At 58.6% G+C, this 24,592-nt stretch carries 23 protein-coding genes; 18 read left to right on the plus strand and 5 right to left on the minus strand.

Features of this window, described 5'->3' with window-relative positions:
• The coding region (locus ACIY1O_RS13905; RefSeq protein ID WP_397475696.1) for an MFS transporter at window positions 1-1,288 on the plus strand (1,288 nt) is incomplete at its 5' end.
• 57 nt (window positions 1,289-1,345) lie between these two features.
• Here the strand turns inward: ACIY1O_RS13905 and queF are convergent.
• Window positions 1,346-2,167 carry an NADPH-dependent 7-cyano-7-deazaguanine reductase QueF gene (gene queF, locus ACIY1O_RS13910; RefSeq protein ID WP_397475697.1) on the minus strand — a complete coding sequence of 274 codons (822 nt, stop codon included), beginning with the start codon at window positions 2,165-2,167 and terminating at the stop codon, window positions 1,346-1,348.
• A 287-nt stretch (window positions 2,168-2,454) separates the two neighbouring features.
• On the opposite strand from queF, the gene aceA reads away from it, so the two are divergent.
• From aceA to ACIY1O_RS13960, 10 genes are all read left to right on the plus strand, one after another.
• Window positions 2,455-3,777 carry an isocitrate lyase gene (gene aceA, locus ACIY1O_RS13915; RefSeq protein ID WP_397475698.1) on the plus strand — a complete coding sequence of 441 codons (1,323 nt, stop codon included), beginning with the start codon at window positions 2,455-2,457 and terminating at the stop codon, window positions 3,775-3,777.
• 312 nt (window positions 3,778-4,089) lie between these two features.
• A complete protein-coding gene (locus tag ACIY1O_RS13920) occupies window positions 4,090-5,049 on the plus strand; it encodes a P-type ATPase actuator domain-containing protein (protein WP_397475699.1) in 960 nt (319 codons plus the stop codon).
• 19 nt (window positions 5,050-5,068) lie between these two features.
• Window positions 5,069-5,260: a cbb3-type cytochrome oxidase assembly protein CcoS gene (gene ccoS / locus ACIY1O_RS13925; RefSeq protein ID WP_397475700.1), complete on the plus strand. Its 192-nt coding sequence runs from the start codon at window positions 5,069-5,071 to the stop codon at window positions 5,258-5,260.
• Window positions 5,261-5,326: 66 nt separating this feature from the next.
• A complete protein-coding gene (gene ccoN, locus ACIY1O_RS13930; protein ID WP_397475701.1) occupies window positions 5,327-6,838 on the plus strand; it encodes a cytochrome-c oxidase, cbb3-type subunit I in 1,512 nt (503 codons plus the stop codon).
• 14 nt (window positions 6,839-6,852) lie between these two features.
• Window positions 6,853-7,509: a cytochrome-c oxidase, cbb3-type subunit II gene (gene ccoO / locus ACIY1O_RS13935; protein ID WP_397475702.1), complete on the plus strand. Its 657-nt coding sequence runs from the start codon at window positions 6,853-6,855 to the stop codon at window positions 7,507-7,509.
• Complete coding sequence (locus ACIY1O_RS13940; protein ID WP_397475703.1) at window positions 7,509-7,730, plus strand: cbb3-type cytochrome oxidase subunit 3; 222 nt, start codon at window positions 7,509-7,511, stop codon at window positions 7,728-7,730. The genes ccoO and ACIY1O_RS13940 overlap by 1 nt, the downstream gene beginning before the upstream one ends.
• Window positions 7,723-8,640, plus strand: coding sequence for a cytochrome-c oxidase, cbb3-type subunit III (gene ccoP / locus ACIY1O_RS13945; RefSeq protein ID WP_397475704.1), 918 nt, complete (start codon window positions 7,723-7,725; stop codon window positions 8,638-8,640). Before ACIY1O_RS13940 ends, ccoP begins: the two co-directional genes overlap by 8 nt.
• Window positions 8,641-8,651: 11 nt before the next feature.
• Window positions 8,652-10,160, plus strand: a complete 1,509-nt coding sequence (gene ccoG, locus ACIY1O_RS13950) for a cytochrome c oxidase accessory protein CcoG (RefSeq protein WP_397475705.1) — start codon at window positions 8,652-8,654, stop codon at window positions 10,158-10,160.
• 50 nt (window positions 10,161-10,210) lie between these two features.
• A complete protein-coding gene (locus tag ACIY1O_RS13955; RefSeq protein WP_397475706.1) occupies window positions 10,211-10,441 on the plus strand; it encodes a FixH family protein in 231 nt (76 codons plus the stop codon).
• Entirely contained in the window at window positions 10,438-10,683 is a 246-nt protein-coding gene (locus tag ACIY1O_RS13960; protein WP_397475707.1) for a hypothetical protein, read from the plus strand. The genes ACIY1O_RS13955 and ACIY1O_RS13960 overlap by 4 nt, the downstream gene beginning before the upstream one ends.
• Window positions 10,684-10,690: 7 nt before the next feature.
• On the opposite strand, the gene ACIY1O_RS13965 is transcribed toward ACIY1O_RS13960, so the two are convergent.
• Window positions 10,691-11,419, minus strand: coding sequence for a helix-turn-helix domain-containing protein (locus ACIY1O_RS13965; RefSeq protein WP_397475708.1), 729 nt, complete (start codon window positions 11,417-11,419; stop codon window positions 10,691-10,693).
• 118 nt (window positions 11,420-11,537) lie between these two features.
• Window positions 11,538-12,452, minus strand: a complete 915-nt coding sequence (locus ACIY1O_RS13970; protein ID WP_397475709.1) for a LysR family transcriptional regulator — start codon at window positions 12,450-12,452, stop codon at window positions 11,538-11,540.
• A 203-nt stretch (window positions 12,453-12,655) separates the two neighbouring features.
• Between ACIY1O_RS13970 and clpB the strand changes: the two genes are divergently transcribed.
• The 7 genes from clpB (at window position 12,656) to ACIY1O_RS14005 (ending at window position 21,774) form a co-directional block, all read left to right on the plus strand.
• Window positions 12,656-15,247 carry an ATP-dependent chaperone ClpB gene (clpB, locus tag ACIY1O_RS13975; RefSeq protein ID WP_397475710.1) on the plus strand — a complete coding sequence of 864 codons (2,592 nt, stop codon included), beginning with the start codon at window positions 12,656-12,658 and terminating at the stop codon, window positions 15,245-15,247.
• 281 nt (window positions 15,248-15,528) lie between these two features.
• Entirely contained in the window at window positions 15,529-16,572 is a 1,044-nt protein-coding gene (locus tag ACIY1O_RS13980; RefSeq protein WP_397475711.1) for an ABC transporter substrate-binding protein, read from the plus strand.
• A gap of 35 nt (window positions 16,573-16,607) precedes the next feature.
• Window positions 16,608-17,402, plus strand: coding sequence for an ABC transporter ATP-binding protein (locus ACIY1O_RS13985; protein ID WP_397475712.1), 795 nt, complete (start codon window positions 16,608-16,610; stop codon window positions 17,400-17,402).
• 58 nt (window positions 17,403-17,460) lie between these two features.
• Entirely contained in the window at window positions 17,461-18,234 is a 774-nt protein-coding gene (locus ACIY1O_RS13990) for an ABC transporter permease (protein WP_397475713.1), read from the plus strand.
• Window positions 18,231-19,631, plus strand: coding sequence for an amidase (locus tag ACIY1O_RS13995; RefSeq protein WP_397475714.1), 1,401 nt, complete (start codon window positions 18,231-18,233; stop codon window positions 19,629-19,631). The genes ACIY1O_RS13990 and ACIY1O_RS13995 overlap by 4 nt, the downstream gene beginning before the upstream one ends.
• Complete coding sequence (locus ACIY1O_RS14000; protein WP_397475715.1) at window positions 19,624-20,613, plus strand: 2,5-dihydroxypyridine 5,6-dioxygenase NicX family protein; 990 nt, start codon at window positions 19,624-19,626, stop codon at window positions 20,611-20,613. The genes ACIY1O_RS13995 and ACIY1O_RS14000 overlap by 8 nt, the downstream gene beginning before the upstream one ends.
• 24 nt (window positions 20,614-20,637) lie before the next feature.
• Window positions 20,638-21,774: an aromatic ring-hydroxylating oxygenase subunit alpha gene (locus ACIY1O_RS14005; RefSeq protein ID WP_397475716.1), complete on the plus strand. Its 1,137-nt coding sequence runs from the start codon at window positions 20,638-20,640 to the stop codon at window positions 21,772-21,774.
• A 54-nt stretch (window positions 21,775-21,828) separates the two neighbouring features.
• Here the strand turns inward: ACIY1O_RS14005 and ACIY1O_RS14010 are convergent, their stop codons facing one another.
• Together ACIY1O_RS14010 and gorA are read right to left on the minus strand one after the other, a co-directional pair.
• Window positions 21,829-22,482 carry an epoxyqueuosine reductase QueH gene (locus tag ACIY1O_RS14010; RefSeq protein WP_397475717.1) on the minus strand — a complete coding sequence of 218 codons (654 nt, stop codon included), beginning with the start codon at window positions 22,480-22,482 and terminating at the stop codon, window positions 21,829-21,831.
• A 571-nt stretch (window positions 22,483-23,053) separates the two neighbouring features.
• Window positions 23,054-24,403, minus strand: a complete 1,350-nt coding sequence (gene gorA, locus ACIY1O_RS14015; protein ID WP_397475718.1) for a glutathione-disulfide reductase — start codon at window positions 24,401-24,403, stop codon at window positions 23,054-23,056.
• Window positions 24,404-24,592: the final 189 nt, after the last annotated feature.

Below are 24,592 nucleotides of genomic sequence, written 5' to 3' on the forward strand. Positions count from 1 at the left end.
TACCCCGGCCATCAAGCGCCGTGACTGGAAAATAATCGGCCTCATTGGCGCCGGACACTCTTGTTCGCACTTTTTTCAACTGGTTTTTCCGACTTTGTTCCTGCCCCTGGCCGGCGAATTCGGTTTCGATTTCGTGCAACTGGGCTTCCTGGTGTCGGTGTTCTTCATCATCTCCAGTCTGGGCCAGGCTTCGTCAGGCTTCGTGGTGGACCGCATCGGGCCCACTCCCGTATTGCGTTTCGGGCTGGCTTGCTTTGTTCTATCGGGCGTGCTGATAGGCTTGTCGACCAACTACGCCATGCTGGTGATTGCGGCGGTGATAGGCGGAGCCGGCAACTCTGTATTCCATCCGGTCGACTTTTCCATCATCAACCATAGGGTCAGTTCGCGCCGCCTCGGCCACGCCTTCAGCACTCATGGCTTCACCGGCAACCTGGGCTGGGCATTGACGCCGGTGTTCATGACCACGCTCATTCATTTGGCCGACTGGCGCGTGGCTGCCTTCGGCGCGGCGGGGCTGGTGGCCGCGGTGTTGCTGCTTATCTGGATTGGCCGCGACCTTCTGGCCGGTCGCAATGAAGAGCTCGCGGCTCGCAGCCCCAAGGCGAAAAGCGCCCCCGAACAAGCGCGGCGGCATGCAGAGGATGAAACCATCGACCTGGCACAGCAGTCGGTAGGACGCACGTTGGCGACGCTGCTGACGCAGCCCGCTCTGTGGGGCGCTTTCTTTTTCTTTGCGTGCACCTCGATTGCAATTTCGGCTGTTCAGAACTACACCATCCCGATGCTCGGTGACGTTTACGGTATCGACAAGGTGATGGCCGGAACGACGTTGTCGGGCTACATGCTGGCGTCCGCGCTGGGCATGATCGCAGGTGGCTTCCTGGTGGGTGCTACGCCCAACAATGAGCGAACGGTGGCACTGTCTTTGATCGCTGCGGGGGGGTTGCTGGTGTTATTGGCCTCTGGCGTACTGATTTCGCCGCTGGCCATGATTGTGGTGGGTCTGGCGGGTTTCTGCGCCGGAGTGGCCACGCCGTCGCGCGATATGCTCATCCGCCGGGTCACGCCCAAAGGCGCCACAGGTACGGTCTACGGCCTGGTTTACTCGGGTATGGACGTGGGTGCTTCGCTGGGGCCGGTGGGTTTTGGGCTGATGCTTGACGCCGGACATACGCAGGGGCCCTGGATAGGGGCTGCCGCGGCTTTCGGCATTGCGGCCTGGCTGGCCTGCATGGTGGCGCGGTCGGTCAATGGCCGCAGCCGGGCGCAGGTGGCTGCCGGTTGAGTTAAGCCCTGCGGGGCCTGGGTGTTTGCGAACGCGGGGTCGTGTTCCAGCCCGGGTTTATTGTCGGACGGTGCGCGATTGCGAGACTTCCTGGGGGTGGCTGGCTCGCCAGGGGTTGATGTCCAGACCGCCGCGGCGGGTGTAGCGGGCGTACACCAGCAACGAGCGCGGTTGGCAGAGACGCCAGATGTCGCAATATATTTTCTCGACGCAATGTTCATGAAATTCGTCATGCCGGCGCAGCGACACGATGTATTTCAGTAATGCTTCTCGGTCGATTTGCGGTCCGGCGTAGCGGATTTGCACACTGGCCCAGTCGGGTTGGCTTGTAACGGGGCAGTTTGATTTCAGCAGATCGGACACCAGGGTTTCCTCGATGTCGGGGCCGGATGGCACGCAGCGTAGTAAATCGGGCGAGGGCGTGTAGGTTTCGATTTCCACATCAGCGCCATCGATGTTGACGCCTTCAAGCGCTTGGTAGGCGTGCCCCTGCTGTTCGCCCAACGAAAATAGTGTTACCTCCACCGGTGCTTTGCATACGCCGGCCAAATCTTTACGCATGCGCGCAAGAACTTCGGTTTCATCGGCGAAACGCTCTTCGTTGAACGAATTCAAATACAACTTGAACGATTTGGACTCCACGAGTTTGGGGCTGTCGTGTGGGAACACGAAACGGGCCGTCGCCACGACGGGTTTGCCCTTGGCGTTCAGCCACGAAATCTCGTAGGCGTTCCAGATGTCGGCGCCGGACCAGTTGGGGATTTCACCCAGGCTGAGCCGGTTGGGGGCGCGTTCGATGGGAAACAGCAGGTTGGGATCGTAAGCTTGCGGATAGACCGTTTCGTGGCCCAGTGGTGGGTTGTCGAGTTGTGAATTCATGGGATAACCGGGAAGAAGTGGCTGGTTCAATTGTAGCCTGCGCCAGGAATTTCATAGTGTGGAATGATGAGTTCGTGATATGAAATAGTTGTGTTGCACGGCAGCGTCCGTGGTTTCATATTGGTAAAAATCATTCCGTAATGCGGAATAAAATAGTTAAACTATTGATTTACAATAGTAAAATATTTAGTCTTATATAAGACATAAGTGTGTTTTGCCCTGCACAAGAGGCGTAGAATTTTTCCCATATCTGGTCAATTTTCTTTCACTCTTCAGGAGACAAAACCATGTCCAAACGCGAACAGCAAGTACGCGAGCTTCAAAACCATTGGGCCGAAAGCCCACGTTGGCAGGGCGTAAAGCGCGGCTACGGCGCTGATGAGGTCGTGCGGCTGCGCGGCTCGTTGATGGTCGAGCACACCCTGGCGCGACGCGGGTCTGAAAAGCTGTGGTCGTTGTTGCAAACCGAAGACTTCGTCAACTCGCTGGGCGCATTGACGGGCAACCAGGCCATGCAGCAGGTCAAGGCCGGCCTCAAGGCTATTTATCTTTCTGGCTGGCAGGTGGCGGGCGATGCCAACCTGGCGGGCGAGATGTATCCCGATCAGTCTCTTTACCCTGCCAATTCGGTTCCCCAGGTGGTACGCCGCATCAACAATTCGCTGACTCGCTGCGACCAGATTCAATGGATGGAAGGAGTTGGCCCGGGCGACGAAGGCTATGTCGATTACTTCGCCCCCATCGTTGCCGATGCCGAAGCTGGCTTCGGCGGCGTGCTCAATGCATTTGAACTGATGAAGGCCATGATAGAGGCGGGCGCCGCCGGCGTTCATTTCGAGGACCAATTAGCGTCGGTCAAGAAGTGTGGCCACATGGGTGGCAAGGTGTTGGTGCCTACACGCGAGGCTGTGGCCAAATTAGTCTCTGCGCGCCTGGCCGCCGACGTGCTGGGCGTGCCCACCGTGCTGCTGGCGCGTACTGATGCAGACGCCGCCGACCTTATCACCAGCGACGTGGACGAGAACGACCATCCATTCATCACCGGCGAGCGCACCGCCGAAGGCTTCTTCCGCACTAAGCCCGGCATCGAACAAGGGATTTCGCGTGGCTTGGCGTACGCCCCTTACGCCGATCTGCTGTGGTGCGAGACCTCCACGCCCGACCTCGACTACGCACGACGTTTTGCCGAGGCCATCCATAAGCAATTCCCCGGCAAGATGCTGGCTTACAACTGCTCGCCGTCGTTCAACTGGAAGAAGAATCTGGACGACGACACAGTGGCACGTTTTCAACGCGAACTGGGCGCCATGGGCTACAAGTTCCAGTTCATCACGCTGGCAGGTTTCCATGCGCTTAACTACGGCATGTTCGAACTCGCCCACGGCTACGCGCGTCGCCAGATGAGCGCCTTTGTCGAACTGCAGCAGAAAGAGTTCGCCGCCGCTGAGCTGGGCTTTACCGCCGTCAAACACCAGCGGGAAGTCGGCACGGGTTACTTCGACGCGGTCACACAGACCATCGAAGGAGGCGAATCGTCCACCACGGCGCTGACCGGCTCCACGGAAGAGGCCCAGTTCGACACTCCCGTGAAAGACCGCCAAGTCGCCTGAGCATTGTTCCGAAGTGGCGTGGGCTGTTGCCAGATCGCGGCCAGCCGCCACCGCCACCATCAGCTACCACCGCCGCCACTGCCACCGCCACCGCCAGCCGTTGGAGGCGCACTGCTCCAGGCGGGGCGTTGGAGGGCGCTGCCGCAAACCGCCCGACCGCTCCGCCCGGAGCAGTGCGCCTCCAGCGGCGCTAGAAAACCCGGGCCACGACCCAGGGCGCAAGAGAATCTCGAGTGTTCGAGAGGGGAACAGACCGCTCCTTGATCTAGATCAAGGCATATTGTGCAATGCAACGTTATAGTCCCTTGCATCATGCGCGCGTTCTCGATCTTTACCATCCCAGATACCCTCGGGCAGGCTCAGCGCCTGCGCCGGCGACACATGCTTGCCCGCCTCGGTTTGGCGTGGCTGGTCATGATGCAGGTCATGATGTTCGCCTTTCCGGGCTATTTGCGCGGCGGCGCCATGGGCCCCGAAGATCGCTCCTTTCTGGACAGCGCCATCGTATTCATGAACTGGATCAGCCTCGCGCTTACCCTTCCAGTCGTACTGTACTGTGCGTGGCCCATCTGGCAGGGCGCACTACATCGCATGCGCCAGTCCAGAATCAGCATGGACGTTCCCGTGGCCCTTGGCATCGCCGCCGCATTCATTCCCAGCACGTATGCCACCTGGGCCCGGCATGGCGAAGTGTATTTTGATTCCGTCACGATGTTCGTGGCCTTCCTGCTAACGGCACGATATCTAGAGCTGTGCGCCCGGCAAGCCGTCGGCAGCGGTCGCATGCACGATCTTATCGAACAACATCGCGGCAGGCTTTCCGAAAGGGCGGATCGCGTTGCCATCTGGTTTACAGTCATCCAATTGGGGGTCGCCTTCAGCGTCGGCGTCTTCTGGTATTTTTACATGCCCGAGCGCGCCGTCGGCATCATGGTGGCCATGCTGGTTATCAGTTGCCCCTGCGCCATGGCCATGGCCGTGCCCACTTCCATTGCGTCCGCCCACGCCGGCCTTATGGCGCGACGCTCCACCACCGAACACGAATTGCATGGCCTGGTCCAGTCAAGCGAGCGCGTCGCGCGCCAGAGCCTGCTGGGCGCCATGCTGTGGCATGTATTGGTAATGCCCTTGGCGGCTATCGGCTGGGTGCAGCCTTGGCTGGCGGCCATCACCATGCTGCTGTCCTCACTTGCCGTGGCGGCCAACGCCTGGTGGCTTTACCGGCGCCAAACCTCCTTGGAATCGACCCGCGCGGTCGCCGTCCCGAGCTAGGGCCGCCCATATGGAGGCCATGTACCTGCTTATCGCCATTTCTGTGGTCTTCGTGGTGGCGATTGGGGCTGCGTTCTGGTGGGCGATCTTTGCCGGCCAGTTCGACAACAGCGAGGCCGCCGGCAAATCCATACTGCACGACGACGACACCGGCGTCGGCGAGAAGGCCGGCGAAGACCAGGCCGCCGAGGCAAAGCGCCTCAAAGATTAAGTCTTGCCGGCAAGCGCCGGCAACGTGAAAAATTTATTTTTCGTAGTTTGTAATTAGGGGAATTCCATGAGTACTGCGGGTACTTTGGCTGATCAGCCGGAAACCTTCAACTATGGCGTGGTCAGGCAGTTTACGATCATGACCATATTCTGGGGGATAGTCGGCATGGGCGTGGGGGTGCTTATCGCCGCCCAACTTATCTGGCCTGAACTGAACTTCAACACGCCCTGGCTTAGCTATGGCCGCCTGCGTCCGGTGCACACCAATACGGTGATCTTCGCCTTTGGCGGCACCGCCTTGTTCGCCACCTCGTATTACGTCGTGCAGCGCACCTGTCAGGTACGCCTGTTTTCAGACAAACTTGCCGCCTTTACCTTCTGGGGTTGGCAATTGGCCCTGTTTGCCGGGTTCTTTACGTTGCCCATGGGCTATACCAGCACCAAGGAATATGCCGAGTACGAGTGGCCCATCGACATCCTGATCGCCCTGGTGTGGATTTCGTACGCGGTAGTGTTCTTCGGCACCATCGCCAAACGGCGCGTCAGGCACATTTATGTTGCCAACTGGTTCTATGGCTCGTACATCGTTACCATCGCGGTGCTGCACATCTTCAACAACATCCAGATCCCCGTCACGTTTTGGAAGTCGTACTCGGCCTACGCGGGTGTCCAAGACGCCATGGTGCAGTGGTGGTATGGCCACAACGCCGTCGGCTTCTTCCTGACGACCAGCTTCCTGGGCATGATGTATTACTTCGTGCCCAAGCAGGCTGATCGACCCATATATTCCTACCGCCTTTCCATCGTGCACTTCTGGGCGCTGGCCTTCACCTATATGTGGGCCGGCCCGCACCACCTGCACTACACCTCGCTGCCCGACTGGACCCAGGCATTGGGCGTGGTGTTTTCGCTGATCTTGCTGGCGCCCTCGTGGGGCGGCATGATCAACGGCATCTTGACCCTCTCCGGCGCATGGCACAAGCTTCGCACCGACCCTATTCTCAAGTTCCTCGTCACCGCCTTGTCGTTCTATGGCATGGCCACCTTCGAAGGTTCGATGATGTCCATCCGAACCGTCAATGCGCTGTCTCATTACACTGACTGGACCGTCGGTCACGTTCACGTGGGCGCGCTGGGCTGGGTCGCGATGATCACCTTCGGCTCCCTCTATTACATGATTCCCCGCCTGTACGGACGCACCTCCATGGCCAGCGTCAAGCAGATCGAGCTTCACTTCTGGCTCGCCACCATCGGCGTCGTGCTGTACATCAGCTCGATGTGGGTGGCCGGCGTCATGCAGGGCCTGATGTGGCGCGCCACCGGCGTCGACGGCACGCTTACCTACAGCTTCGTCGAAGGCGTGAGCGCCACGTATCCGCTGTATGCCATTCGCTTGCTGGGCGGGTTCTTCTTCCTGGGCGGCATGTTCGTCATGGCCTGGAATACCTATTGCACCATCAAGGGCCAGCCCAAGCCCAATCCCGAGGTTTACAAGTACAACCCGGACAGCACCGACCCCACGCTGGTGGGGCCCGCATCGCCCCGGACGGCGCCCGTCGCCGCCCAAGTGGTCGCTTAAAGGAAGTCTTGAAAATGGCAAGCAACCAGAAAAAACGCTTCAGTCACGAATTGCTCGAAACCAACGTCGGGCTGTTGATCTTCTTCAGCATCCTGGTGATATCCATCGCCGGGCTGGCCCAGATCATTCCGTTGTTCTTTCAGCATTCAACCACCAAGCCCGTCGAGGGCATCGAGCCATACGAGGCCCTGCAGCTTGTAGGCCGCGACCTGTATATCCGGGAGGGTTGCGTGGGCTGTCACTCGCAGCAAATCCGCATGCTTCAGTCTGAAGTCCAGCGTTACGGGCCTTATTCGGTCGCGGGCGAGTTCGTATACGACCGTCCCTTCCTGTGGGGGTCCAAGCGCACCGGTCCCGACCTGGCTCGCGTGGGGCAGCGATACTCCGATGATTGGCACCGCATTCACCTGCGTGATCCGCGCGCCGTCGTGGCCGAGTCCAATATGCCTGCTTATCCGTGGCTGCAGCACAACACGGTCGAAGGAGCAAACATCCAGGAACGCATGCGCGTGCTGCGCTATCTGGGTGTTCCCTACACCGACGAGCAGATCGAGGCGGCTCCCGAGGCCCTTGAGGGCAAAACCGAAGAAGACGCCATGGTGGCCTATCTGCAAGGCCTGGGCGTGGCCGGACGCCAGGCTGCGGCCGACATCATGGCCGGAGAACCCTGATGTCCATATTCAACGGAATCGCCACTCTGATTGCGCTGCTCACCTTCATCGGCATCGTCTGGTGGGCATTCTCGCGAGGCAGAAGCAAGGCCAACCGCGATGCGTCGCTGCTGCCGTTTGCACAGCCCGACGAAGTCGATCAGGCGGCGCAGAAAGAACAGGCCGAAAAAGAAGAGGCGCAGGGCGCAGAACAGAAGAAACAAGGGGAGTCTCATGAGTGACTTTTTTAACAGCGGCTGGAGTTATTACATTGCGGCCATCGCGTTGGGCGGCATCGTATTTTGCGTTTGGCTGTTGTTTTCCCAGCGGGCCTGGCTCAAGAAAGAGGTGAAGCAGGTCGAGGAAACCGGACACGTATGGGATGGCGACCTGTCCGAACTCAACAACCCGGTACCCCGCTGGTGGACGGTGTTCTACCTGGGCCTGTGCGTGTTCGCGCTGGGTTACCTGGTGCTGTATCCCGGCCTTGGAAGTTTCCAGGGAGTGCTTAATTACTCGTCGGCCGAGTCGGTGCGGCAGGCACAGAGGGCGCAGGCCGAGCAGATCGCTCCTGTTTATGCGCGCTACGAAAGCATGAGCATTCCGCAGATAGCGGGCGATCTCGAGGCCCAGCAGATCGGACAGCGCCTGTTTCTGAACAACTGTGCGCAATGCCATGGCTCTGATGCACGTGGCGGCCCCAGCTTCCCCAACCTGGCCGACCGAGACTGGCTGTATGGCGGCACACCAGAACAGATCGAGCAATCCATCACCAAAGGACGCCATGGCGTCATGCCGCCCTGGCGCGGCACCATCAGCCCCGCCGAGGCATCCGACATTGCCCAGTACGTCCGCTCATTGTCCGGCCTGGCGGCCGACTCGCTGCGCGTCGTCCCCGGCAAGCGCGGCTACGACACATACTGCGTGGCCTGCCACGGGGCGGAAGGCAAGGGCAACACTGCCCTGGGCGCGCCAAACCTCACCGACAACATCTGGCTGCATGGCAGCTCCGAAGCCAGCATCGTCGATATCATCCTTAACGGACGCGAGAACCAGATGCCGGCTCAGGAACGCATCCTGACCACTCAGCAGATCCGCATGCTCACGGCTTGGGTGTGGGGGCTGACGAACGAGGGCGAACAAGCTGATTAACGAGGACCGTGATGAACAGCGATCGCAATAAACCTTCTTCTGCGGGCGGCTCCCAAGGAGCCCAGGCCTCTCCGGCCTGGAGCCCCCAGGTTGTGGCGCGGCCGCAAAAGGGCACCTCTCCCCAAGTGGAGCAAGCTCTAACGGATGTACGCAACAAGGTCTATCCGCGTTCGGTTTCGGGCATTTTTGCCCGCTGGCGCATTGTCATGGTGTTTGTCACCCAGATCATTTTCTATGGCCTGCCGTGGCTTCAATGGCAGGGCCGCCAAGCGGTGCTGTTTGATCTGGGCGCGCGTAAATTCTATTTGTTCGGCATGGTTCTATGGCCGCAAGACGTGGTGTACCTGGCGGTTCTGTTGGTGCTATCCGCGTTTGCGCTGTTTCTGTTCACGGCCATGGCCGGTCGCCTGTTTTGCGGTTACGCCTGTCCCCAGACGGTTTACACCGAAATTTTCATGTGGGTCGAGCGCAAGATCGAAGGCGACCGCCTGGCACGCATCCGCCTCGACGAGCAGTCATGGAATGCGCGTAAGCTGGGCCTCAAGGCCGCCAAGCATTCCGTCTGGGTATTAATCGCTTTCTGGACGGGGTTCACGTTCATCGGCTATTTTGCGCCCATACGCGAACTGGGCGCCGGCCTTATGGCGCTTTCACTGGGGCCGTGGCAGTGGTTCTGGTTGTTGTTCTATGCGTTCGCCACCTGGGGCAATGCGGGCTTCATGCGCGAGGCGGTCTGTAAATACATGTGTCCCTATGCGCGTTTCCAAAGCGTGATGGTCGATGATGACACGTTCGTGGTCACCTACGATTACAAGCGTGGCGAGCCGCGCGGAGGCCGTTCGCGGCGCATCGACCACAAGGAGGCCGGCATGGGAGACTGCGTCGACTGTACCCTGTGCGTCCAGGTGTGTCCCACCGGCATCGACATCCGCGATGGGCTGCAATACATGTGCATAGGCTGCGGCGCCTGTGTCGACGCCTGCGACCAGGTCATGGACAAGATGGATTATCCGCGTGGGCTCATTCGCTATACGTCCGGCAGCGCCATCACCGAAGGCTTGACGCAAAGCCAGGTACGGCGCAGGTTGCTCCGGCCCCGCGTCATCGCCTATACGCTGTTGCTGCTTGTCATCGCCATCGGCTTGGTTGTGTCCATGGCTACGCGCAGCACCTTGCGCATGGACGTTATCCGCGACCGCGGCGCGCTGGGGCGCGAAGTGCCCGGCGGGCTGATCGAGAACGTCTATCGCCTGCAGATAATCAATACGTCCGAGACTCCGTTGACCTTGGCGCTGGACGCATCAGGCATGCCGGGCATTGCCGTCGTGCAGGCTGATCATGCCGATCAGCAGCTTGTCGTTGCGGGGTCGGCAAACCGCCTGGTGCCCATTGTGGTTCGGGCGCCCGCTGCCGAATCTTCGCCGGGGCTGTATGATATCCAGCTGCAGCTGACGGCGACGTCGGATCAGGGGCGTGAAACAGTTGTCACCGAGGCAACCAGTTTCTATGTTCCCAATTAAGCCGATTCGCACCAGCGGCGTGGTTCAAAGTAATAACGAGGCAAACAAGCATGAGCGAGACAAACAAAAGCAAGCCCTGGTGGCGTGAGCCCTGGCCATGGATACTCATGGCCGGCCCGGCGGCTGCAATCGTGGGGTGTGTAATAACCATAGGTCTGGCGGTACAGAACTTCGCCGACCAGCCCATCACCGATGGGGGCAGCAAAAAAGGCCTGGTTATCGAGCGTGGCGCATCGGCCGCTGCGGCGGCAGGCGCGGAGGCCACGGGGGATGCATCATGAAATTACGCGCACTGATGTGGATACTTTGGCCGTCTTTCTTGATCGGGGCCGCCACCAGCGCCACGGTCTTTGCCATGGTCGACCCGCTTGATATCCCCATTTTCGGCTTCATCGAGCTATCCAGACAGCAAATGTATGCCGGGGGGTTCTTCCTGTTTTGGATCATGGCGGCGCTGTCAAGCGCGTTAAGCTTGTTCATGGCGCCCAGCCCCCCTGCAGCCGACCCGCTTGATACCTACTAGACGCGTTTCAGGCGCAATCGATGCCTGACACCTGGCGCAGCGTGGGCAGGTCGAGCAGTTGCACCTCGCGCTGATGTATGCGGATCAGGTTCTCGCGTGCAAAGCGCGAGAACAGGCGGCTGACGGTTTCCAGGGTAAGGCCCAGGTAATTGCCGATTTCTTCGCGGCTCATGCGCAGCACGAATTCGTTGGGCGAGTAGCCCAGCGCCGACAGGCGTTGCGAGAGATCAAGCAAGAAGGCCGCCAGGCGTTGTTCGGACCGCAACACGCCCAGTGCGACCACAAGCTGCTGAGACCGTTTGATCTCTTCGCTGCTGAGGCGGCGTAGCTGATGCTGCACCGCAGGCACGTTGGCCGCGACACGGTCCATATCGTCGATGCGGGCCACGCAGACTTCGGTATCTTCGAGCGCGATGGCATTGGATAGCTGGGTGGTATTCAGGAAACCGTCTATGCCCACGACCTCGCCGGGCAACAGAAAGCCGGTAACCTGAACTTGCCCGACGGCGTCTTCGAGCTGTGTCTTGATGGAACCTGAGCGGATGCCATAGATGGCTTCAGCACGATCGCCCTGGTGAAACAACGAGCTGCCCTTGGGAATGCGGATACGTTCGCTTACAACCTCTTCGAACTTGGCTATATCCTTGCTGTTGATGCCAAGCGGAAGGCATAAGCTATTCAACATGCAAGTCGAGCAGCGGGTCGACTCGGGCGAAAGCGAAATTCTTTTTTGCATACGCATCCTGGTAACCGCCGAATATATTTATTGTTGTACGGGCCGGTGTCCCCATTGTACAAGCTTTGGCGAACCCACTGTACGATGGGCGTCCCGCCGCCGGAGGCTTGGGGGGCCGTTAGTGGGTGGCCCAATAGCTGTCCTGGGAATAGGTCGCCCGCAACAGATCGACCAGTGCGCGAACGCGTAACGGCAAGTGCTTGCGCTCGGGCAGCATGGCGAAAATACCATTGGCGGGCGCCGCATGTTCGTCAAGCACGGTTACCAGGCGGCCCGTGGCCAGATCTTCTCTAACTTCCCAGAGCGACCGCCAGGCCAGGCCGTGACCTTGCAGTGTCCAGTCGTGCAGTACCGAGCCGTCGCTGCATGACATGGTGCCTTTGACGCGCACCGGCTTGATCTGGCCGTCGGGTTGCCGGAAAAGCCAGCCGCGGGCCTGGTTGTTGCCCTGATCGCCAAAAGCCAGGCAATTGTGGCGGACAAGGTCATCGGGAGAGCGCGGCGTGCCGTGCAGGGCCAGGTAAGAGGGTGCGGCCACAACCACACGCCGGTTGTCGGCAAGCCGCAGCCCGATAATGCTGGAGTCGTCCAGATCGCCGATGCGAATGGCGCAGTCGTAGCGTTCTTCAATCAGGTTGACCAGCCTGTCGGTAAGATCGAGCGTGACGGTGACCTTGGGATGATTGCGCAAAAACCCGGGCAGCAGGGGTGCCACATGACGCCGGCCGAAACCCGCGGGCGCACTGATGCGCAAGTGTCCGCTGGGTTGTTCGCCGCCCTGCGCGACTCGGTTCTCGGCGTCGGCCAGCTCTCGTAGAATGCGCTGCGCATCGTTGAACAGCAGCATGCCCTCGGCCGTTAGTGAAAGCCTTCGCGTCGAGCGAACCATCAGTTTGATGCCCAGCCGGCCTTCCAGCGCATTCATTCTGCGTGCCATCATGGCCGGGGCGACGCCTTCAGCCCGGGCCGCGGCCGACAAACTGCCCAAGGTAGCGACAGAAACAAAGCTTTCCAGCTGCCTGAATTTTCCCATTGACCTGCTGTTCCTTTTTCGAATGTTGTTCTTCGGCATTCCGAGTGTAAAGTATGGATAGCCCGTGTGGCGCTCTCCATCATTGGATTTCGCATCTTGAAATTTTTGTCAACGTCCGCATCTAAACACCATACCAAGGGCTGGGCGTGCCACTTGCTTTGTTCGCACGCATGGCCATGAAACCATCTACGAGTTGAACAAACATGCGATTCGACAAACTTACAACAAAACTTCAGCAGGCTTTCGCCGATGCGCAGAGCCTGGCATTACGAAACGACAGCCCCTACATTGAACCGGTACACGTACTGGCGGCGCTGCTTGCCGACAATGACAGCGGGGCGGGCAGCCTGTTGGCCCGCGCAGGTGTTGCGGTCAATAGGGTCGTGTCGGACGTCGACACGGCCATCGCCGCCATGCCCCAGGTACAAGGCAGCGACCATAACGTTCAGGTCAGCCGCGACTTGCAGTCCGTGTTGGCGCGTACCGACAAAGAGGCGGCAAACCGAGGCGATACATATATCGCCAGCGAATTGTTCTTGCTGGCCCTGGTCGATGACAAGGGCGAGGCGGGACGCATCCTTCGCGACGCGGGCCTGCAACGCAAGCCGCTTGAGGCGGCCATCGAAGCGATTCGCGGCGGCGAGGCAGTCTCCGACGCCGAGGGCGAGGCCAACCGCGAAGCACTGGATAAATACACCACCGACCTGACTGATCGCGCTCGTCGCGGCAAGCTTGATCCTGTCATCGGCCGCGACGATGAAATCCGCCGCACCATACAAATACTGCAGCGCCGCACCAAGAACAACCCCGTGCTCATCGGTGAGCCGGGGGTGGGGAAAACAGCGATCGTCGAGGGTCTGGCCCAGCGCATTGTCAATAACGAGGTGCCCGAAACCCTCAAGGGCAAGCGTGTACTTTCTCTCGACCTGGCTGCGTTGCTGGCCGGCGCCAAGTATCGCGGCGAGTTCGAAGAGCGCCTTAAGGCGGTGCTTAAAGAGCTGGCTCACGACGAAGGCGGCATCATCGTCTTCATTGATGAGCTGCATACCATGGTTGGCGCGGGCAAGGCCGAAGGCGCGCTGGATGCCGGCAATATGCTCAAGCCGGCTCTTTCGCGCGGCGAGTTGCATTGCATAGGCGCCACCACGCTTGACGAATATCGCAAGTACATCGAGAAGGACGCCGCGCTGGAGCGCCGTTTCCAGAAAGTGCAGATCAACGAGCCCGATATCGAATCGACCATCGCGATCCTGCGCGGTCTTCAAGAGCGTTACGAGCTTCATCACGGGGTGGCCATCACCGACCCGGCCATCGTTGCCGCGGCCGAACTGTCGCATCGCTACATCACAGATCGTTTCTTGCCTGACAAGGCCATCGACCTGATCGACGAGGCCGGCGCTCGCATACGGATGGAGATCGATTCCAAGCCCGAGGTCATGGACAAGCTGGACCGCCGCATCATCCAGCTCAAGATCGAACGCGAAGCCGTCAAAAGGGACACCGACGACGCGTCGCTGCGCAGACTGCAAGCCATTGATGCCGAGCTGGAGAAGCTCCAGCGCGAATACAACGACTACGAAGAGATCTGGAAGGCCGAGAAGGCGGCCGTGCAGGGCTCGCAGTCAATCAAGGAAGAAATCGAGCGTGTACGGGCCGAGATGGCCGAGCTGCAGCGCAAGGGGCAATTCGACAAGTTGGCCGAGCTGCAATATGGCAAGCTCCCCGAACTGGAAAGCCGCCTGGCAGCCGCCGAAGCCGGCAAGGAAGGCCATGAGACGGATGAGCCGCGTTTGCTGCGAACCGAAGTGGGCGCAGAGGAAATCGCCGAGGTCGTGTCGCGCGCCACGGGCATCCCTGTGTCCAAGATGATGCAAGGCGAACGCGAGAAGCTGCTGGGTATGGAGCAAAGCCTGCACCAGCGCGTGGTGGGCCAGGACGAGGCTGTCACTTTGGTGGCCGATGCGATCCGGCGCTCGCGGGCGGGGTTGTCCGACCCTTCGCGGCCCTATGGATCTTTCTTGTTCCTCGGGCCCACCGGCGTGGGAAAAACGGAGCTTACCAAGGCCCTGGCCAACTTTTTGTTCGATTCCGACGACCACATGATCCGCGTCGATATGAGCGAGTTCATGGAAAAGCATTCGGTGGCCCGCCTCATTGGTGCGCCTCCGGGCTATGTGGGCTACGAAGAGGGCGGCTATCTTACCGAAGCGGTGCGCCGCAATCCGTACAGCGTGATTCTGCTGGACGAGGTTGAAAAGGCCCATCCAGACGTGTTCAACGTATTGTTGCAGGTCTTGGATGATGGCCGCCTCACCGATGGCCAGGGCCGAACGGTCGATTTTCGCAATACGGTCATCGTGATGACGTCCAACCTGGGCTCTCAGCACATACAAAGCATGGCCGGCCAGCCTTATGAGGTGGTAAAGGAAGTGATCTGGGACGAGCTGAAAACCGCGTTCCGGCCAGAGTTTCTTAACCGCATCGACGAGGTGGTGGTGTTTCATGGGCTGGAATCGAAGCACATCGAATCGATTGCACGCATCCAGGTTGAGCGTCTGGCTGAGCGGCTGGCTGCCAAGGACATGCGTCTGGAAGTGTCCGATGCAGCGCTGGCGCAGTTGGCGCGCGCTGGTTTCGATCCTGTGTTCGGGGCGCGCCCGCTTAAAAGGGCGATTCAGCAGTACATTGAAAACCCGGTCGCCCGTCTGTTGCTCGAGGGCAAATTTGGGCCGAAGGATGTCGTACCTGTTGATTGGCGCGACGGAGAGTTCGTGTTTGAGCGGACGCTTCAGTAAGTAAACCGAGGGGCACAGGTAAATTGTGCTCCACTTTGTATCGTTCAAAAAGCCGGTCTCTTTTCTTGAGATCGGCTTTTTAATTTGCTTAACGGAACCTTATTTTTTCCTTCTAAAACCGCTCTTACTAGGGTTTGCCCTGGGGTGAATTTGTTTGACAGTAGCTCTGGTTTGGCTATATCGTTATTGGTACAAGTTCTTTTTTTGGAACTTATTGTCCTAAGAAAGTTACATTTACCAATAATGCACCTATGCACTTATGCGCCCCCGGGGAGACTGCGATGAAATTATTAACAGGCGGACTTAACGTTTTCCGCGTCGGCAATATCCGATCCACGCTTGGACGCCTCATGCTCGTGATGCTTGCTGTAGCAATGGGTCTGATGATGTCGCCTGCGAAGGCGGAAGAGAACGTCAAGGTACGATTGGATTTTCTGCCATACGGCCTTCATGCTCCGTTCTATTACGCGGTGGAAAAAGGATGGTTCAAGGAAAAAGGGCTGAACGTCGAAATCGATGACGGCAACGGCAGCGGTCCTGCAACGGCGCTTGTCGCTGCGGGCAGATACGATATTGCTTATGCCGTGCTGTCTTCCGCGATAATGGGCCGCGATAAAGGCATGCCCATCAAGGCAATTGCAAACGTGGTTCGCAAAGGCGATTACGGTGCGGTTTATGACAGCAGCCTCGGAATAAAGTCGCCCCAAGATCTCGAAGGCAAGACTATCCTTTATTCGGCCGGCTCGTTTGAAACGACCATGCTTGATGCTTATCTCAAAAAGATTGGCGTCGAAAAGAGCAAGGTGAAACTCATCAACGTCGATCTTTCTGCCAAGATTTCAAGCTACATGGCAGGCAAGGGTGATGTGATGTTCACCACTGTTCCGCTTTATATACTTAAAGAGTTCACCCCACGCGCTTCCGACGGGATGCTCTTTGCCGACGTCGGCCTCGGCTTGCCCAGCTCCGGCCTGATCACTAATGAATCCACTATCAAAGAGCGTCCGCAAATGCTGAAGGACTTTGTTGCTGTGTTTCAGCGTTCGTGGAAGGCCATCTACGAGGACGGCGAGCTGGATCCTGCGATTGATGCGCTTTTGAAGCATCGTCCCAATGCGAACTTGAATCGTGGCTTCATGAAGGCACAGGTCGAATCGTTCTATCCCTTCCTAAACACGGAAGCGACAAAAGACCAGCCGCTGCTTTGGATGCCTCCTTCGGATTGGCAAGAGACTATTGACATCATGAAGGAGCAGAAACTGGTTGGACCCGATGCAGAAGCCGAGTCCATGTATACAAACGAATTTATTCCCGCATCATCATGAAATCTTCCGCAGTTCGTAAATCACCGCCGTTAAAAATGGTTAATAACAATTCTCAAGAGAAAGCAGTCCATATCCATCTTGAGCAGGTTGGTAAGGTCTACCATTCTGCCGGCGGTGATCTTACCGCCCTATCAGGCGTTGATTTAAGCATCAAGGATGGAGAGTTCTTCAGTCTTCTGGGCCCCAGCGGCTGCGGCAAAAGCACCGTGCTGCGCTGCCTGGCGGGCCTGGAAGAGATAACCTCCGGCACCATCCAGGTCGACGGCAAAGCCGTAAATGGCCCCCCGGACGGTCTGGGCGTAGTGTTTCAGCGCGATATTCTGCTCGATTGGCGCAACATCATCGACAACGTGCTTTTGCCGTTCGAGTTCAAGGCCAGCACCCGCCGGGGCGAACTGCGCGACAAAGCCATGGAGCTCCTGAGCATGGTCGGCCTGGACGGCTATGCAAAGAGGTATCCCTGGGAGTTGTCCGGGGGCATGCGTCAACGTGTGGCGATCTGTCGAGCGCTGATCACCGAGCCGACATTGCTTCTGATGGATGAGCCGTTCGGAGCGCTCGATGAATTCACGCGCGACAAACTCAACCTTGACTTGCTGAAAATCTGGTCCAAGCGAAAAACCTCCATCGTGTTCATCACGCACAGTATTTCAGAGTCGATCCTGCTGTCGGATAGAGTCGCTGTGATGGGGCGCAATCCAGGGCGCATTATGGAGATCGTGGATATCGATCTAGAGCGGCCGCGAGATATCACTATGCGGGACACGCACGAGTTCATTGAACTAAGCGCGCATATTCGGCGGATATTCGATCAAATGGGTAGTGAATAGTATGCAAACGTCGTCTACATTAAAATCTGGTTCCCGCAACACGCCGGATTCTCAGAGCATGGGGGAACGTGTCTTAAGAAAGACGTTCACCACGCTTTTGGGGACGCTTATTTTCCTGCTGATCTGGGAGATTGCCTGCAGGGTTTTCGAGGTCGGCGAGTACCTGCTTCCCAAACCCACCGATATTGCGCATGAACTGGTCGCGAACGCAGGGTTTCTCTTGGGTCACACGATGTACACACTGGCCGCCACGGTTATCGGTTTTGCGATAGCGGTGTTGGTGGGCGTGCTGGCGGCCATCTGCATTGTGCATTCCCCCTTGGTCGAAAGAACCCTGTTCACCGGGCTTGTGGCGTTCAACTCCATACCCAAGATAGCAATTGCGCCCTTGTTCATTATCTGGGTCGGCACAGATATCGAATCGAAAGTCCTCATGGCTTTCCTGATCGCGGTGTTTCCGATTGTTGTGGATAGTGTTCTGGGCTTGCGCTCGGTCGACCCCGCCCAACTGGACATGGTGCGCACGTATCGGGCCACCGGTAGCGAGATATTCTGGAAAATTCGGTTTCCGAATGCGTTGCCCAGTATCTTCGCCGGCATGAAAGTGGGCATCACGCTTGCGCTGATCGGCACGATCGTGGGCGAGTTCGTGGGCTCCAGCAATGGGCTTGCATTCGTCATCATGCAGGCGCAGGGAACCTATCAGACATCTCTCGTATTTGCCGCCATTGCGATATTGTCTGTGATGGGGGTGGTGCTTTTCGGCCTTATCGATATGGCGGACAGGCGCTTTCTTCCGTGGCACGTTTCGAATCGGGGCACGCGTAAGTGAGACTGATTGATTCACCCGTTTTTGCGAGTGAATTGATCTCCTGTTTTCGAGACGGCTATTCCCCGGTTGACGAACTGGCCAGAATTCTGGCCAGAATCACCGCCTACGATGGACAGCTGAACTGTATTGCGACGCTGAACCAAGAAGCGGCCTGCCTGTCCGCCAAGGCATCTGAAATGCGTTGGCAAGAGGGTAGGCCGCTAAGCCCCTTGGACGGCGTGCCCGTTACCGTGAAGGACATGCTGCCGGTCGAGGGGCTGCCGTCCAGGTGTGGTTCGCTTATTACATCGCCCGATCCCGCCGTTCGATCGGCGCCCATCGTACAAGCTTTGGTGGATGCGGGCGCCGTAATCATAGGGCTGACCACCACCGCTGAGTTTGGCGGTGCCTCCGTCACCATCAGCCCGTTGACTGGCATCACGCGCAATGCGCATGATGCTTCGCGCACCGCGGGCGGGTCCAGCGGCGGCGCAGCCGTATCGGTGGCCGCCGGGTTCTGCGCGATAGCGCTGGCCACGGATACTGGCGGGTCCATCAGAGTGCCCGCCGCCCTCAACGGCGTGGTCGGATATAAACCCACCGGAGGACGCTTTCAGTCTGGTGGCGGACAAATCTTGCAAACCATGACCTGCCCCGGGCCAATAGCCAATAGCGTCGAAGACTGTGCATTGCTGCTCTATGTCTTGGGCATGAAGCCGCTGTGTGCGCGGTCGACACAGAAGGCTGACGGTGCAGGAGTCTTCAAGCTTGCCGGCAGAGACTCTCTGGAAGGCTTGCATATCGTCGCAAGCAGGACTCTGGGCTATGCAACGTGGCTTGCGCTCGATGTTTCAAACGCATTTGACAAACAATTGGACGCCTTGCGCACTTTAGGCGCGACGGTAACCGAGCTCGAGCCCGATTGGCACGATCCCGTAGATATTTTCGCAGCGCATACCCGTGCCAATTATGCAGAGCAGCTGCGTGACCTTAGCGATGACGAAGTGGCGTTGCTTAGCCCACAGGTGCGCGATGCACGACGTGCAGGGATTCAGGCCGGGCAAGTTCCGCTTGCACGTGCCATGCAGGATCGGGAAGGTTTTTCGAAGCAGGTGGCAGGGCTTCTGAATAAATGCGATTTGTTGTTCACGCCCATGACTGCCACTGCGGCGTTCGATGCGTGCTTGTATATGCCGGACTGCCCTGAAACCCAGGCTAATCCCCGTGCCTGGACACCGTTTGGCTACCCCTTCAATCTAAGCCGGAACCCGGGCGTAGCCTTGCGTGGCGCCCTGTCGCCAGAAGGCTTGCCGATTGGGTTCCAACTGCTTGCAAAAGTGGGCCAAGACGAGTTTTTGCTTGAGGTGGCTCATTCAATCGAAGTGCATTTGAGGAAAAGGAGCGCGGCTTATGCGTAATCGTGCGTTACCGCCCGAGCTTTACGGTGCGGCTCAGGCATTCGTGGATTACATGTGCGTGAAGACGAACGAAAACGTGTTGCTTACGGCGGATACGCGAAGCGATTCAGGCGTCTTGCAGTCGATTGTCGCGGTCCTGATTGCCATGGGTGTCCGACCGTGCGTTCTGTCGATGCCGCAGCTGCCGTTTCAAGGCAAGCTTGCAGATCCCTATCTTCCTGCTCCGCTTTCCGGGGCCGCGGCGGCCTGCGATGTCTGGATCGATTTGACGTACCCCTATCTTGCGGGTTCAACGCTGCACGCGCAAATCATGGAACAGGACAAGGTGCGATATATGTTGGCCAGCGACCTCGATTCAGAGGCCTTGCTGCGCCTTTTCGGCAGCGGTGTGCTGGGTGGCGTGCTTGACGACATGGAGGCCTTCCAGGCCCGTACGAGACAGGCCCAGGCAGGGCGGGTACGCATTACTTCACCGCTGGGCACCGACGTAAGTTATCTGCTGGAAAAGCCGAAAGGCAGCGTCAAGCGACAGGCGGCCGCGCCAGGCACATACATGATCCCGGGGGCCTGCGGGCTGTATCCCCAGATGGAAACCGTGGTTGGAAAAGTTGTGCTGGAGTCTGTGTTTCACGAGTATTACACGCCGCTGCGCAGCCCGCTCACCCTTCAGGTTGATGGACGGATCCAGGCGGTCGAGGGTTGGGGGAATGATCGTCATGTGCTGGAGCGGGCGCTGTTGCGAGCGGGCGGCGGACAATTCGGATATGTCATTCACTTTACCCACGGAGTGCATCCCAAGGCTCAATTCACGGGCAAGTGTTTTGTGGAAGACATTCGCGCCATGGGGTGCAACGCCATAGGCCTGGGTTTGCCATGGTGGGTGCCTGGGGGCGGCGAGAACCATCCCGATGGGGTCATTTCCGCGCAGTCTGTCTGGCTCAACGACGAACTGATCGTTGATGCGGGCAGGGCGATTTCGTAGTCAAGGCTCATACAGGAGTTGCATATGTCGTCAGTTGTAGCATCCAGTCAGGTGGCTCAGGTGCGCATGCCGGTCACGCAGGCCCGCCATGCTCTGCCTGACATCTACGCCAGTCCCGAAGTCTGGCACGAGGAGAAACAGAAGATCTTCATGAAAGAGTGGCTGTTGGTCGCTCGTGAGGAAGAGATCGAAAATGCCGGCGATTACCTGGCGTTGCGCTGGCTGGATGAACCGGTTTTGCTGGCGCGCGACAAGAGCGGGACGCTTAGGGCATTCGCCAATGTCTGTGCGCACCGTGGGGTGGAGGTCGCGTTCGGAAAAGGCAATACGGAAGTATTCTCGTGTCCCTATCACAGCTGGACGTACCGGCTGGATGGCAAGTTGCTTGGCGCGGCGCTGGTCGGCGACAACACAACGTTTGACCGAAGCACCTGCAGCCTTCCTGAAATCGCCATGGGCTTATGGGGAGGCAACGTCTTCATCAACTTCAGTGATGCTCCACGGCCATTCGAGGAGTTCATCGCAGAGTACAAGACTGATTTCGATTATCTGAAGCAGGAGAACTGCCGCCTGTCAGCCAAATTGCACGTCGACTTGGCGTGCAACTGGAAATTCGCCGTTGAAAACCTATTGGATATTTATCATGTGAAGACGCTGCATGCCAATACGTTTGGCAAGCATTTCAACGCCACGGCGGACCAGATCAAGTTGGGCGATAACGGGCGCGTAGGCTACTACCATGTAACGGCGCCGGCTACTCCCGATGGGAAGAGCCGGTTCGGACGTATGCCGTGGCTTGATCCCGAGCTTGAGAATACGTTTGGAGGCACCGTAAGGATGCCGCCAAACGCACATATGTTCGCCCGCATTGATCAGGTGCGCTATATCGTCATCTGGCCCACGGGTGTGGATAGCTGCCGGCTGGTTTGCTATCACCTCTTTCCCGAAGAGTTTTTTTCGGTGCCCGATTTCGAAGCGAAAGCCAAGATATATGCGGATTACCAGCTAACCGTGCTGGAAGAAGACCGCTTGATGATCGATTCTTTACAGCTTGCCATGAAATCAAAATACTTCAAGCCAGGGCCAATGGTGAAACTCGAATCGGCCATTCACCATGTGTTGAACGATTACTTCAAGAGAATGGAAATTCCTTTGAAATAGTCTTTTGCTTACGTAGCCGCGACAATCTCGCCGCCACAGTCGCTGCATCGGCCCTTAATCGTCCCGCCCATAAAACTTGACCCCGATCTCGATCGCCTCGCGGCCCTGAGATCGGCGGTGGCGGTTGGTGTCGCGCAGGGAATAAATACACCCGCAGTACTCTTGTTGATAGAACTCTTCGCGCTTGGAGATTTCGATCATGCGCGCCGAGCCGCCGCCCTTGCGCCAGTTGTAGGTCCAGTAGACCAGGTCGGGGTAACGGGCCGCCGCGCGCTCGCCACAGCCGTTGATCTGGTTCATGTCCTTCCAGCGCGAGATTCCCAGCGAACTGGTGATGGTGTCGAAACCGTGCTCATGGGCGTAGAGCGCGGTGCGCTCGAAGCGCATGTCGAAGCAAACCGTGCAGCGCTCGCCTCGCTCGGGCTCGTTTTCCAGGCCTTTGACACGTTCGAACCAGTTGTCGCGATCATAATCGGCGTCGATGAATTCGATGCCGTGTTCTTCGGCAAAACGGATGTTCTCGTCCTTGCGGATTGCGTATTCGCGATCAGGATGGATGTTCGGGTTGTAGAAATAGATCGAATAATCGATGCCGGACGCCGTCATGGCTTCCATCACTTCGCCCGAACAGGGCGCACAGCAAGAATGCATCAGCACCTTCTTGCGGGAATCCGGTAGTTTAAGGACAGGGCGTTGGAATTCAGTCATGGAATCTAAATCAAGGCAAAGTATCCGGCCCGCCGTGCAGCCTGCTGGGCGGGTTCGGTGAAAGATGACGGATATCCGGCTGGCATTTCCGCAACTATCAGTAAGCGTATCCCTTGTTGCTGATAGGCGTAACTTATATTTTAGTCCGGGCGCAGCATATTCCAAAACACGGACGCACAGCAGACTTTAAAAAGCCGGACGCGCCAGCCTGCAACAGCGAAGCGCTGTCCTACACGGTGCTTCAAAGCAAGCCGTTCGAGTTGGAGAAGCTGAGAATGTGCGTTGGAGGGCGCTGCCACAAACCGCCTGACCGACCATTTTTAATTTCGCCTGTTAGTTCTAATGCCGCCCCTGCGCTGCGGGTACTGCCTGGGGCGGGCGGAGGCGGTCGGCCTTCGGCCCGCCTGTCCGTTTCGTCCGGGCCTTCGCCCTCCCTTCAACGGCGCCTGGCTCTCCCGCCAACGCCCGCCCCAGGCAGTACCCGCATCACAGGGGCTCGCTTCAATGTTGTTCGGAGTGTCGCTAGGCAACGCTGCCGGTGGCGCGCACGGCGCCTAAAGAACCTGCGCGCCTACCGCATTGTCACGAACTCTTCGGCCGCCGTGGGGTGAATGGCCACAGTGTCGTCAAAGTCTTTCTTGGTGGCCCCCATCTTCAGCGCCACCGCAAAACCCTGCAGCATCTCATCCATGCCGAAGCCGATGCCGTGGATGCCGACGATCTTCTCTTCCGGCCCCACGCAGACGAGCTTCATGCGGCATGGCTGGCGGTGCTGGGTGACGGCTGTGTACATGGCTGTGAAGGCCGACTGATACACCTTGACCGCATCGTCGCCGAACTTGGCGCGGGCCTCGGGCTCGCTTAGCCCCACCGTACCGATGGGCGGATGGCTGAACACCACCGTGGGCACGTTGCTGTAATCGAGGTGTTCTTGCGGCTTGTTGTTGAACAGGCGCTCTGAAAGGCGGCGTCCGGCGGCGACTGCTACTGGGGTAAGTTCGATTTGCCCCGTGATGTCGCCAACCGCGTATACGCCGGGCACGTTGGTATTCTGGTATTTATCCACTGCGATGTAGCCGCCGGGGTTCAATTCCACGTCCACCGCTTCGAGGTTGAGATGGGCCGTGTAGGGTTCGCGGCCGATCGCCCAGATCAGGCAATCCACGGTATGGCTGTTGCCGTTCTCCAGGTGCAGTGTCAGGCTGCCGTCCTGATTCTTTTCCACCGCGCGAGGCACGGCGTCGGTGTGCAGGGCGGGGCCTTCCTCTCGCATGACCTGAACGAGGGTTTCGGTGATCAGGGGGTCGAAATTGCGCAGCGGGGCGTGCCGGCGCACGAAAAGATGGGTTTGCGAGCCCAGTGCGTTCAGCACCCCGGCCAACTCCACGGCGATGTAGCCTGCGCCAACGACGGCTGCCCGCTGCGGCGGCTCAGGCAACGCGAAGAAGCCGTCGGAGTCGATGCCGTGTTCGGCGCCCGGAATATCAGGCAGCAAGGGACGGCCGCCGGTGGCGATCAGGATGTGGTCGGCAGTGTATTGCCGGCCGTCAACCTCGATGGTGCGCGCATCGATGAACCTTGCCGTGCCGCGAATGACATCGACCTGGTTCTTGCCCAGCACCGTATCGTACGAAGCATGGATGCGGTCGATGTATGCGCTTCGGTTCTTGACCAAGGTGCTCCAGTCGAAGCGATTGACCGTGGTGTCGAAGCCGTAATCGGGGCCGTAGCGATGAATGGCCTCGGCGATTTGCGCCGCATGCCACATGACTTTCTTGGGCACGCAGCCCACGTTGACGCATGTGCCGCCGAGCTCTTTGGCCTCGATCAATGCGCATTTCTTACCGTACATGGCGGCGCGATTGGCGGAGGCGATGCCTCCGCTGCCGCCGCCGATGGCGATGTAATCGTAGTGTGTCACGTTCTGCCTGCTTTTGATGTTATTCAAGCCGCAACCCGCCGTGCACAGCCACCAGGACCGTGCCTTGCAAAGCGAGTCGATGATGAGACCCCGGGCCGCATCCACCGCGACATGTTCGGTAAAGAATCGGCATGGGTTTCGTTGAAGTCAAAGCGCTTCAGGGCCTGTTGATTGTAATGCCTGCCAGTT

This window comes from Pusillimonas sp. (assembly GCF_044464525.1).
Lineage (GTDB): Bacteria > Pseudomonadota > Gammaproteobacteria > Burkholderiales > Burkholderiaceae_B > Pusillimonas.